General features: G+C 58.4%; 13 protein-coding genes. All 13 read right to left on the reverse strand.

The annotated features are described in order from the left end of the window. Nucleotides 1-293: 293 nt before the first annotated feature. On the reverse strand, nucleotides 294-1,370 hold the full coding sequence (locus tag ACIREA_RS15375; RefSeq protein ID WP_397383169.1) for a heme A synthase: 1,077 nt from the start codon (nucleotides 1,368-1,370) through the stop codon (nucleotides 294-296). Nucleotides 1,371-1,464: 94 nt separating this feature from the next. Next, entirely contained in the window at nucleotides 1,465-2,277 is an 813-nt protein-coding gene (locus ACIREA_RS15380) for a cytochrome c oxidase subunit II (protein ID WP_397383170.1), read from the reverse strand. A gap of 16 nt (nucleotides 2,278-2,293) precedes the next feature. Continuing rightward, nucleotides 2,294-2,497, reverse strand: coding sequence for a hypothetical protein (locus ACIREA_RS15385; protein WP_397383172.1), 204 nt, complete (start codon nucleotides 2,495-2,497; stop codon nucleotides 2,294-2,296). A 5-nt stretch (nucleotides 2,498-2,502) separates the two neighbouring features. Further along, nucleotides 2,503-2,709, reverse strand: coding sequence for a hypothetical protein (locus tag ACIREA_RS15390; protein ID WP_397383173.1), 207 nt, complete (start codon nucleotides 2,707-2,709; stop codon nucleotides 2,503-2,505). Nucleotides 2,710-2,726: 17 nt separating this feature from the next. Continuing rightward, nucleotides 2,727-3,059 (reverse strand): cytochrome C oxidase subunit IV family protein, encoded by a 333-nt coding sequence (locus tag ACIREA_RS15395; RefSeq protein ID WP_397383174.1) that lies wholly within the window; start codon nucleotides 3,057-3,059, stop codon nucleotides 2,727-2,729. A gap of 21 nt (nucleotides 3,060-3,080) precedes the next feature. After that, nucleotides 3,081-4,430, reverse strand: coding sequence for a heme-copper oxidase subunit III (locus ACIREA_RS15400; protein WP_397383175.1), 1,350 nt, complete (start codon nucleotides 4,428-4,430; stop codon nucleotides 3,081-3,083). A 36-nt stretch (nucleotides 4,431-4,466) separates the two neighbouring features. Continuing rightward, a complete protein-coding gene (locus ACIREA_RS15405; RefSeq protein WP_397383176.1) occupies nucleotides 4,467-6,428 on the reverse strand; it encodes a cbb3-type cytochrome c oxidase subunit I in 1,962 nt (653 codons plus the stop codon). A 21-nt stretch (nucleotides 6,429-6,449) separates the two neighbouring features. Next, nucleotides 6,450-7,253 carry a carboxypeptidase regulatory-like domain-containing protein gene (locus ACIREA_RS15410; protein ID WP_397383177.1) on the reverse strand — a complete coding sequence of 268 codons (804 nt, stop codon included), beginning with the start codon at nucleotides 7,251-7,253 and terminating at the stop codon, nucleotides 6,450-6,452. A 12-nt stretch (nucleotides 7,254-7,265) separates the two neighbouring features. Further along, nucleotides 7,266-7,985, reverse strand: a complete 720-nt coding sequence (locus ACIREA_RS15415) for a c-type cytochrome (protein ID WP_397383178.1) — start codon at nucleotides 7,983-7,985, stop codon at nucleotides 7,266-7,268. A gap of 26 nt (nucleotides 7,986-8,011) precedes the next feature. Further along, nucleotides 8,012-8,689, reverse strand: a complete 678-nt coding sequence (locus tag ACIREA_RS15420; RefSeq protein WP_397383179.1) for a cbb3-type cytochrome c oxidase subunit II — start codon at nucleotides 8,687-8,689, stop codon at nucleotides 8,012-8,014. Continuing rightward, nucleotides 8,689-10,176: a cbb3-type cytochrome c oxidase subunit I gene (locus ACIREA_RS15425; protein ID WP_397383180.1), complete on the reverse strand. Its 1,488-nt coding sequence runs from the start codon at nucleotides 10,174-10,176 to the stop codon at nucleotides 8,689-8,691. The genes ACIREA_RS15420 and ACIREA_RS15425 overlap by 1 nt, the downstream gene beginning before the upstream one ends. Nucleotides 10,177-10,179: 3 nt before the next feature. Next, nucleotides 10,180-10,575 carry a hypothetical protein gene (locus tag ACIREA_RS15430; RefSeq protein WP_397383181.1) on the reverse strand — a complete coding sequence of 132 codons (396 nt, stop codon included), beginning with the start codon at nucleotides 10,573-10,575 and terminating at the stop codon, nucleotides 10,180-10,182. 14 nt (nucleotides 10,576-10,589) lie between these two features. Beyond that, the gene (locus tag ACIREA_RS15435) at nucleotides 10,590-11,906 is read right to left on the reverse strand and encodes a hypothetical protein (RefSeq protein WP_397383182.1); all 1,317 of its coding nucleotides are present in this window, start codon (nucleotides 11,904-11,906) and stop codon (nucleotides 10,590-10,592) included. Nucleotides 11,907-11,956: the final 50 nt, after the last annotated feature.

Genomic DNA, 11,956 nt, shown 5'->3' on the forward strand with positions numbered 1-11,956 from the left:
ATCGCTTTCGGCTCCGCGACGCCATTGTACGCCTCGCTCAATTCAATGACGCCACCGGCAATGCTGTTCAGGCAGCCCAGTGGCGGCAGAAACTCGCCGAGTTTGATCAGCCACGGGTTGTCTCAAGCACTCCGAAACTCAGCATGAGCACCAAGTAGGGGAGTTTGCAGTTGTTGACGATGGTTGACGGTTGTTTCAGACAGAGAAACCCGGAAGATGGAATGAAGTCCGCGCGCCATGTGGCAGCGCTGTTTTTGTGGAGGACAACTTGTCTGCGTTATCGCAAGCAAAGCTCACGCATCCTCAACTTCGTCTGCACGACGGCATAGACTGTCTCCCCAGAAGGTCGCGACGAGCAGACTGGTGAGAGCGAGGAGGCCAAGGCCATTGAGCACGTGGAAGTTGGTGACCCAGAAGCTCTTGCCGGTCAGGATCACGAAGATGCCCAGCGCCACCTGCACGGTGGGCATGAACAGCAGCAGCGTGGCGACAGGGCGCATCTGCGGCAGCGTGACCAGCCAGCGGCGCGCGCGCACTGCGACGAAGATGATCAGCAAAGCCACGGTGAAGCCCCAGTATTTGTGGGCAAAGAGAAGAAACACATCCGGTGGCTGGAAGGGCGGCAGCCACTGGCCCTTGGTGGTGAGAATATCGCTGGCGGCCAGATGTGTGCGCTGCGTGTGGCGCAGGCTGGCACCGAGAACAAGCTGGCCGAACACACAGAGAAACAACGCCAGCGACCAGAAGCGCGCCTTTGCGGCTTCTTTGAGGGTGAGAACGAGGCGGCCTTCTGTCCAGGTGCGGGAAGATGCGAATGCGATGAACACCAGCAGGCAGTAGAACAACTGACCGAGCGTCCCGTGCGTGACGCCCAGCGGATCCGACATTTTCAAGACACGCAAACCACCGAGTGAAGCCTGCAGCACGACCAGCAGCAAAGCGAGCGTGGTCAGGCCACGCAGCAAGGGCCAGCGCTGGCTGTACCATTTCAAAACGAGCCAGGAAAAGCCAAGAGTCCCGATGAAGGCAGCTGTCCCAACGGATCCCATGTAGATCAGCACCAAGAAGCCCATGGAACAAAGGATGATGCCCACACCCTCCATCAGGCCGGGTTTGAATTTAGCGAACTGCCAAAAGTAGAGACCAAGGACCAGAAAACCGATGGTGGTGGCAAGCCAGCGGTGCCCATGCTCAAGCAGCAGAGCGGGCACTTTGTACCAACCTTCAGGATTGAGCTTGCCGTAGCACAGCGGCCAGTCCGGCACCGCGAGTCCGACGTCTTCCGTGGTCACCGCCGCGCCCCACCAGATCAACACCACGCCGACGGCGAGCGTGAACAGAGCATAGCGATGAAAAGCACGAGAGGGCATATCAGTCAGATCAGAAACGTGCGGCACAAGCAAAAGGGCAAAATAATGAGGTCATTATTTTGCCCTTCGGTTCGACCATCCAGATGGATGGAAATTAGTGAGCGGCAGGCTTCGGCGCAGCGGCTTCGGCGTCCTTGGTTTTCTTGCTCGCAGCGTCGGACTGTTCTTTGGCCCAGGCGTCATATTCGGCGGCTGGAACCACTTCGAGAATGGCCTTCATCTGAGCGTGACCTGGGCCGCAAAGCTGACCGCAGATGATGTCCCAGCTGCCTTCTTTAATTGGCTTGAACCACATGTGGCTCTTCACGCCGGGGGTGGCATCTTGCGCTGCACGCATCGGCACGAGCGCGAGATTGTGAATCACGTCCTTGCTGGCCACGTCGACGATGACTGGGCGGCCCACAGGAAGTTTCATGGTACCAGGATTGACGAAGTCGTCCTTGCCGTTGGGGTCGTGCATGTCCTTGCCCATGGTGTTGGTGGTGCCGTCCACGTTGCGCAGATCCCAGGTGCTCAGCATCATGTCCTTACCCGGGTATTGGAAGTTCCAGAGGAACTTCTCGCCCAGCGCACGCATGCGGATGGTGTCGGGAGAGGTGGGGTACTCATCAGCCTGGCGGGACCAGAGCGGGAAGGCGAAGCCAAGCAGGAGAATGGCTTCAACGATGACCACGCCGATTTCGATGTGCGTGGTCGCATGGCCGCGGAAGCCATGGTAGTCGGCGCGGGCGGTCTTCTGTTTGCGGAAGCGATAGAAGGCGATGGCAAGATAAATGGACCAGCCTACGCCGAGCACGACCATGACCCAGTGGACAAAGCCCAGCATGTGGTCAACAAGGCCGCCGTGTTCTGAGGCGTTTGCGGTCTGGCCCATCCAGACATTGATAGAATCGAGTTTAAGGGTCATAAGCTAGAAGGGGAATTCAGGCGGAAGCGGTGGTGAGGTCCTGATGCGCACGCTGACGACGCACAAAGGAAAAAACGAAACAGGCAGCGCAGATGAACATGAAGGCGAGCATGCCGAGCATGAAAAGAATGGCGAAGCCCTGGGCCTGTCCGACAAGGCTGCCTTTGTCGGCCATGCAGGTGGCGCAGGCGAGGAGGGAGGATGGAAGTGCGGGAATCATGTGGTTCAGACGATGATGGTGCGCATTTTTTTGATCACGTACCACACGCCATAGAACAGCAGGGCCAGGCAGAGCAGACCCGCGTAGTTTTTCAGGGGTGCGGCACCGGCGGCGGCGGCGTCCTCAGGCATGAAATGCATCCACAGCCAGAACGCGGCATCGCACAAGATGGCGAAGACGAGGAAGACGATGTGGAAGTGCTTGAGCGACATGGCTGAGGTGTGAAGGACTACTGCTGTTCGACAGGGGCGTAGAAGCCTGAGAAAACGAGCGGATCTTCGTGGGAGAAGATGAAGAGAGCGAAAAGAACGACCGCCAGCACCACCGTGAAGAGGAGGATCTTGTAGATCATGCTGCGTTCATGATTGAGATGCATGAAAATCAGCGCCACGAGCGTGGCTTTGATCGTCGCCAGAATCATGCCGACGAGGATGTTCAAGCTGTGGGTGGGCAGCTCCACATAAGAGAGCCATACGGTGGCTCCGCTGGCGAGGATCAGGATGGCCCCGATGATGAGGTACCATTTAACCGATTTCTGGATTGCTTCGATGTTGTCAGCCATGGCAGTGAAAAAGTTGAAGGATTACAGGAGGTACAACAGCGGGAAGAGGAAGATCCACACGAGGTCAACGAAGTGCCAGAAGAGGCCGCCGACTTCGACGCGATTGGCAAGATGTTCGGGATCCTGACGCAGGCGCTTGCCGTCAAACGCAAGGAAGTAGAGCAGCACCAGCGCACCGGCGATCACGTGCAGACCGTGCAGACCGGTGAGTGTGAAGTAGATAGCGTAGTAAGTGTTCAGCTTTGGGGTGAAGTTGGAGAAGAAGGTGAAGTCCTTCTTGTCCAGCACCACCGTGGGGTGATGGGCGTGGGCTTCGCCATGACCACCGGCAGGAGCATGAGCTTCAGCACCATGCGCATCGCCGTGGGCGGCACCTGCCGCAGGAGGCTCAGCGGAATTCAGTTTGAAGAAGAGCGCATCTTTCTGCAGCGTGGCGGAGCGGGTCTTGTCACGGGTCGGATAGTCCTTCTCGAATTTGGTGATGTGGTGGTCACGGTTCTCAACGAATGCCTTCTGCCAGGCTTCACCCAAGTAGCGGTGATCAAAGGCGAGGGACTTCTCCGACTGAGCGACGCCACGTGCATCGACGCCGTCGACTTCGAGGGTCATCTTGTCATCGGCCAGCTTGCCAGTGGCGGTGGTGCCGTCACGGAAGGTGATGGTGGTGTCGGTGTAGGCAAAAATTTCGGAAGGCTTCACCGCGAACTTGATCGGGGCGGTGGCGATGAGCTTGATGGAGGCCGTGCCCTTTTTGGCTTCTTGCGCTTTTTTGACGGCTTCTGCGCTGACTGCCTTGAACGAAGCTTCATCCAAGGTGATTTCCTGACCGCCTTCGGTTTTGAACTTCGGAGCGGTGCCCTCAATGAAGGGGAGAACGTAGCCGATTGGATCAGCGGTCACGGCGCTCGTCTTGAGCGGAACGGAGAGATTAAACTCCGTGGCACCTTCAAACTTCACCTGATAGCCATGAGGAAGATGGCCGGTGAGCATCGTGCCGTCCGTCAATTTCACGGCGTAGTGGGCAAACTTGGCCTTGTACTCAAGGGACTTGTTGAACATGAAGACCCCCGCGCAAATCACGGTGATGGCCATGTTGATGCGGTACCAGCCAAACTTGCGCAACTTGAGCATGGCCCAGGCCATGACGACCGTCACGGAGGAGGCGATGAGGACGACGGTGTTGATGAAACCGAGCGTCACATCCAGATCATGCACGGGCCATGGATAGTCGGCACCGACGCGAAGGAAGATGTAGGCGGAGAACAAGCCGCCGAAGAGCATGACTTCCGAGGCAAGGAAGAGCCAGATACCGATCTTGGCATTGTAAAGACCGGTGTCTGGACGGGCGTGAACTGTGTAAGGGATGTCCATTGAAGTAGTCGCGGTGCGCGGTTGGAAGTTCGCGGTTTAGTGATGAGCCTGGGCTTTTTCAGCGACGGCTTTGAGGTCGGGTTTGCCGGGTTCGGACTCCCACTGCGGATAGAAGTCGGTGGCGTGGCCAGGAACGCTGTACTCGTAGGGACCACGATGGGCGACCGGATCAAAGAGGAAGTTGCCGTGCGGAGGAGGCGTTGGTGTGGCCCATTCCATGGTAGTTGCGTCCCATGGATTGTCGCTGGTGGCTTTTTTGCCGCCTTTGATGCTGAACCAGAAGTTGATGATGAAGGGAACCTGGCCAAGAGCGAGGATGAACGCACCGACGGACATCACGATGTTGAGGGACAGCATGTTGTCAGGGATGTTCAAGCCGAAGAAGGCGCCGACCTTGTGCGTGAGGGTGGTGGTCCAGTGGGACATGCCGCTGGTGTTCTCGAAGTACTTGCCGCCGTCATACCAGCGGCGGTGGAAGCCGGCCATGCCCTGAACAAACATGGGGGCGAACACGAGATTCATGCCGAGAAGGGAAGGCCAGAAGTGCAGCTTGCCGAGCTTGTCGTTCATGAAGCGGCCGGTGAATTTAGGGAACCAGTGATAGACGCCGGCGAAGAGGGCGAAGATCGTTCCAGGAGCGACGACGTAATGGAAGTGGCCGATCACGTAATAGGTGTCGTGCATGGCAAGGTCGATGAACGAGAAGGCCAGAGGCAGACCCGTGAGACCACCGATACCGAACATGGGCAGGAAGGCGGAGGCGAAGAGCATCTGGGTGTTGAAGCGAATGGAACCGCCCCAGAGAGACACCATCAAGCAGGTCAGCAGCACCACGGACGGCACCGAGATAAGAACGGTGGTGATCTGGAAGTAGGTGGACATCATGGTGCCCATGCCGGTGAGATACATGTGGTGAGCCCAGACAAGGAAACTGAGGAAGCCGAGTGTGAGCACGGAATACACCATCGACTTGTACCCCCAGAGCGGACGACGAGCATTGCAGGGAATGATGTCGGTCAGGATGGCGAATGCAGGAAGAATGAGCACGTACACCTCAGGATGGGCGAGGAACCAGAACAGATGCTGGTAGAGCAGCGGGCTGCCACCACCGGAAATGTCGAGGTGTTTGCCACCTTCCATCAGGCCAGTTGGCAGGTAGAACGAGGAACCAAACACGCGGTCAGAGAGCTGCAGGATGGCCGCGACTTCGAGGGGTGGGAAAGCAAGCAGGAGCAGGAAGGCGGTGACGAACATCGCCCAGCAGAAGAAGGGCATCTTCATCCATGCCATGCCTTTGGTGCGCAGGTTGATGATGGTGGCGATAAAATTAACGGAGCCGAGGAGGGAGGCGGAGATGTTGAACACCATCGCCATGAGCCACCACATGTGGCCGTGGCTCCAGATGCTTGTCACACCGACATTCGTCGTGGATGCGAGCGGGGAATACATCGTCCAGCCTGTCTGCACCGGGCCGGTGCCGACGAAGAAGCTGTACATCATCAGAATGCAGCTGATGAAGAAGAACCAGTAGCTCATCATGTTCAGGCGGGGGAACGCCATGTCGATGGTGCCGATCTGGAGAGGCATGACGAAGTTGCCGAAGGCGGCGAAGCCAAGGGGCACGATGCCGAAGAACACCATGACCGTGCCGTGCATGGCACCAAGCATGTTGTACAACTCACCGTTCAGGGAACCGTCGGCGTTCAGCCAGCGGCCAAACATCTGCTCAAAGAGGTCTCCGATGAGGGGCAGGTGGCGAATCACCTCGACCGCCGGCACCGGGATGCCCGGATAGGCGATGCTCCAGCGCATGAGCAGCATGAGGAAGAAGCCAAACAGAAGGAAGATCAGGCCGGTGAGACCATACTGCAGACCGATGGTCTTGTGATCCGTGGAGAAAACGTACTTCCAAATGAAGCTCTGTTCATGATGCCCGTGTGCATGGTCGTCATGCGAGTGGTCGTGGGCGTGATCGTGAGTGGTGGCGGCGGCGCTCATAGGCTGGGGGTCAAAAAGGGATCAGAGGGGGTGGGCGTTCGCGAAGTCGAACTCGAAATCAGCGGTGGCCTTGCCGCCACGGACGGTGACGGTGTGGGTGATGCTTTGCGAAAACTGCGGATGCCAGGCTTCAACGATGTATTCGCCATCGGCGAGCGCACGGGAGATGGAGAAACGGCCGTCGGTACCGGACACTGCACTGTGAGCACCTTCATGCACAAAGACCCAGGCGTTCATCCAGCGGTGTACGTCACATTCAAGGCGGTAGATGCCCGGAGTGTTGAAGGTCTTCACATTTTCGTCGCCGCGTGAAGGCTGCCCGAAGTTGTCGATGTTCGCGCCTTTGCCCTGGGCATCATATCGAGCGACGCGGATGTTGTGGAAGGTCAGGTCACTGTTGTGAAAGCGGACATCCTGTCCGGCTTGAATCGACACAGTGTGGGGAACGAACTCGCACTTCGTCTGGTACACCAAAGGAGCAGCGGAGTGATTGCTGGCGCGCTGGCTGCCACGCACGGTGATCACGGTGTCAGCGAGGGAGCCATCAGCAGCCACTTTCCAAGTGGAATCAATGATGTCTCCATGGCCGGTGCAAAACGGATTGCCACCGACATCGACGACTTTGCGCAGCGCAGCGGCATCGGCCCCTTTGAGCGTCACCTTGCCGGTGATGCTGGGAGTTTCGGCGATCTCGACGGCAGGAGAGAGTTTCACCTCGGCGGCAGCTTCAGGCATCTTGCCGCAGCTCACGTTCGCAATCAGCATGACGGCTCCAAAGGCAGCCCAAGGTGCCTGGCGGGAGACGGTTTGCTTCACACGGGTCATTGCAGTTCGAAATTACTTGGCGGCAGGTGCGGCGGCAGCAGTAGCGCCAGGACCGGCGGGGATTTCTCCGGGGACATTCTTTTGAGCAAAAGGCTCCAGCTCGGTGACAGTCCACTGCGAGGCGCGTTTTTCTTCATCGCGCACCTTCTGCACCATTTCCTTGGTGATCATGGAGGCTTCATTGCCCCAGGAGTTACGAACGAAGGTCAGCACGTTGGCGAGATCTTGGGAGGACATCGTCGCACCAAAGGGCTGCATGCCGCCGGGGGTGTTGAAACCCTGGCCGTTCACCGTGACAGGACCGACAAGACCGTGCTGGACGATGCGGATCAGGCGCTCCGTGCCACCCACAACATACTCAGACTTGGCCAGTGGAGGAAACTGACCAGGAAGCCCGCCGCCGTTGCCCTGATGGCAACCACCGCAAACTGCGTAGCCGCTGGAGCCTTTTTTCATTGCCATCGCAAAGGGGTCCAGTGCAGCACCAGCACCAGCGCCGCCTGGACGTGGGTCTCCGCCACCAGCGGCGGCGAATGGATTGCTGACGTTGAAGCTGAAGCCGCCAGTCATCGGACCAAGCTGGCCGCCAGCGATGATGGCAACGAGCATGAGCAAAAACATCGCCCACAGGGGAGCGGGCTGGCTTTCGGGAGCGAGATCTTCCTTCTCGCGCTTCACGGCGGAGTGAAGGCGGTCAAGATCGGTGCTGTCTGGATGGGCGGGTGCGCTCATGGGGGCGTGCGGGTCGCGAGAGGGGGCTACTTTTTGGCAGGAGAGGCAGCGACGGCTGCGCTCTGTCCGGGGACGGGATAATCCTTTTTCAGGGAGAGAAGGTATTCGACGAGGCGTTCGGCTTCTTCCGTCGGAACGACTTCATAACCGGCAGGCGGCGCGAACTTCTTCGGCAGCTTCACAGCATGCTCGGAAACAGGGCCTTGAATTTTCTGCAGGGTGAAGAGACCGGTGTAGGCGGGCATCGTGCTCCAGTCGTGGATGGAACGCGGTGAGTAGAGATGCTGGTAGAGAGCGGCTGCAGACGGTGCACGCCAGCCGTAGTTGGCGAGGTCTGGTCCGACACGCTGAATGCCGAGCAGTGCGTATTTCTCCCCGAGGTAGTCACCCAGAACGTTGGAGCGAGCTGGAGTGGTGGGGCGGGCTTCCTGATCCTGACCCCAGCCTTTGTACCAGCCATCGAGACCGAGCTGAACCGGACGAATCATCTGTGTGTGGCACTGATTGCAGCCCTCACGGATGTAAACGAGCTGGCCCTGGCCGTTGATGGGGGCAGGTGGGAAGAATCCTTCGACGCCGTCCTTGTCCTTGTCATAAGCGACAGGGGTGAGCTGTTCGTACTGCATCGCCGGAAGAACGATGAGACACAGCCATGGCAGCCCGAAAGAGGCGGCGAGACCGAGAATGAATGTGCGGAAGTTCATTATGCGTGGGCTTCGTGGGGAAGAGCTTGATCGCCGTGGTCGTGTTCAAGCAGAGTCGGTGCCGAACTGCGGCGACCCAGACCTGCGACCATGAGCAGAAGGTGAAGAAGGAACATGAAGTTGGAGAAACTGATGAGGCCCCAGGCCACCGCACGCGAGACCACGTAAGGGCGGGAATTGATCACGTGATTCATGAATGTCTGGTCCCAATGCTCAGGATCGTTCAGATCTGCACCCTGCTGCCAGCCGGCCACGAGGCTCATGATGACGATGGTGCCGATGCCGTAGACCGAGAACCAGAAGTGATTGCGGATCAGGCGGACGCTGAGCCATTCACAACCGGAGAGACGAGGCACGATGTAGTAGATGGCACCAAACACGCACATGCTGAAGAAGCCGTACAAGCTGACCACCTGGAACGAATACCAAGACTGGGTGAACTGCAGGTTGGCACCGGTCCAGAACGCTGAGTTCATGGCAAGAACCAGACCCGACACAGGATAGAACAGGGCTCCGAAGAAGATGAAGCGGAGAGTTGGGCTGGCGGCCACAGAGCTGTGCTTGCCGAGGGTGGTGAGGTGATGATTCAGACCCACGAGACCCACCGGAATGAGGAGGAGCACGCCGGCGCAGGCACCGACTGAAGACATCCAGGCTGGCAGTGGGCCACCCATGAATTTTTGCATACCAGTCCAGCCACCAAGGATGGCGAGGCTCCAGAAACCGGCGGATGCCAGCTGTGCCGAAGCAATGGGCTGGCCGGTGATTTTTGGAATGAAGTAATAAGCTGAGCCGACACCCACGGGGACGAAGAAGAGCAGGATCACCGCGTGGATGTACCAGGCGTCAATACCGGCACCGATGGCACCCAGACCTGGCAGGCAATGGAGGGCAACGTTGGCGGTGATGAAGATCCATGGGAACCAGAAGCAGGCACCAAGGATGTACCAAGTGCTGACCATGAAGCCTTCAGGGCGGAAGGCGCGGCCAAACATGCGGGCGATGGGCCAGGCATAGCAGAGGAAGCAGGCCAGCAACACGGGCCAGACGAACTTCGGCATTTCAAGCCACTCGATCGAGGTGCTCTTGCCCATGAGGATGGCAATGATGCCGAAGGTGATGGTGATGTTCCAAAACACGCCAGCGGTGATGAGGAGGCTCTTGCCGCCCTTCAGTTCCTGACCGGAGCGGCGTGCCATGATCCACAGCATCACGCCCAAAGCGGCCTGAATGCCCCAGCCATAGACGAGCGCATTGATGTGTGCAGGCTGCAGGCGACCATAAGTGATATAAGGGCAGTCTCCCAGAAACTCAGGCTCCACCAGCTTGATCGCGGCGAGAACGCCGAGCAGCGTGGAAAGCATGAGCCAGAAGGCTCCATTGGTGAAGAGGAAGAGCACAGGTCCTTTCACCGACTTGTCGATCGCCGCGCGGCGAAGGTTGTCGGCCTGAAGGTCTGTGTCAGGAGTGGCGGGAGTGGTCTGCATGACTTACTTGGGCGAAGCGGGTGCGGCAGGGGCTGGTGCGGGAGCTGCGGGGGCAGCAGGAGCCGGTGCTGCAGCAGCGGCCTGTTTGAGCTGAGTCGGTGAACCGGGGACAACCTGAGTGCTCACAGCGGCCTTCTTGGCACCGAGTGCAGCGAGCGTCTTCGTAAAGACCGAGTTCTTCTTGGCTTCGTCGTTCAGGCCAAGCTTGGCGATGTTTTCAGACTGCGCCTTCAGGATCTCAGCGGTGTAGTCGCGGCGTTCCTGTTCGCGCGGGTCAAAGCCCTGCTTCGAATCAGTGATGGACTGGATGATGATGAAGAGCACGGCGAAGCCTGCGAAGGCTCCGAGCACCCACACAAAGGTGGCACCGGCTTTTTTAGGTTGATCGGGCTGCGACATGGAAAATCGGGGAATCAGTTGATGACGTTCACGGACTCGAGGAGGCGCGGGTCACGCCATGGATACAGGCTGTATTTGGCCAGGCCACGGAGGTAGAGGAAGCCCATGATGCCAAAGACGGCGCAGAAAGCAGCGATGTCCTGCACCCATGCGTAGGGGACCAAGACGCCGACTCCAAGGGACGGGCCACGCTCAGGGATGACATTCCAGTAGATGTCCACCACGTGCATGAAGAGGATCCAGATACAGCCAAGGCTGATCACCACGGGGTTCTTTTTGCGCTTCTGTGAGAGCAGGAAAAGGAAGGGAACGATGAAATGCCCGAGGAGGATGAAGATGGAGACAGCCTGCCAGCCTTCCGTATTACGGATGAGGTAGAAGCGGGTTTCTTCCGTGATGTTGGCGTACCAGATCAGGAAATACTGGCTGAAGGAAATGTAAGCCCAGAACACCGTGAAGGCGAAGAGCAGCTTGCCCATGAGATGGTAATGCTCATCCGTGACCACCTTCTGCATGTAGCCCAGGCCGCGCAGCCAGGTGACGACCAAGATCGACAGCGCCATGGAGGCCCAGGCACAGCCGGCAAAGATGTACACACCCCACATGGTGGAGAACCAGTTGTAGTCCAGGCCCACGAGCCAGTCGAAGGCTGCGAAAGTGACGGTCAGGGCGAAAGGCAGCAGCACGATGCAGGAGAACTGACGGGACCAGATGGTGTGCTTGATGTCGCCATCCTGCTCCTGCTGGAGTGATTTACCACGCAGTGTGCGGGCAATGAACCAGAGGACAAGGAAGTAGAGTGCGAAGCGTGTGTACCAGGAGAACCAAGTGTTGAGGTTCATGTAACCGAACTTGGTCACAAGCACATGCAGATGGGGATTTTCCACGGCCATGTGATGCAATGCCTGCTTCACGGTCGTTGGATGATCGGCATGGGCGGCATGCTCAGCAGCCGTGCGATGGTGACCCATCCACTCATAGAGCGGCTTGTTCACCGCAGTGATGAGAAGGGGAGAGGCAAGAATGGCCAGAGGGACCACCATGTTGGCCAGGTTTTCCCAGATGCGGCGCACGGCGACACCCCAGCTTGAATTGGAGGCGCTGTGGAGAAGGATCCAGAAGCAGCCGCCGACCACGAAGGTGAAGCAGAAGAAGACGGCGAACAGCCAGGAGTAGGCAAAGGTATCCGTGTTCTTGAAGAAGAACCAAATGGAAGCCAGGGAACCGAGCCCGCCGAAGAGGCCGAGCGTGCCAATGAGCTTGCCGCCCTTGGCTGGTTCGAATTTTTCTCCGCCCTGGGGCAGATCGTTAAATGTGACGTGGTGACTCATGCCGGGATTCGCGTGATCGTGCCGTTACTGGAGGGGAAGGGTGACGCCAG

This window comes from Prosthecobacter sp. (assembly GCF_044373815.1).
Lineage (GTDB): Bacteria > Verrucomicrobiota > Verrucomicrobiia > Verrucomicrobiales > Verrucomicrobiaceae > Prosthecobacter.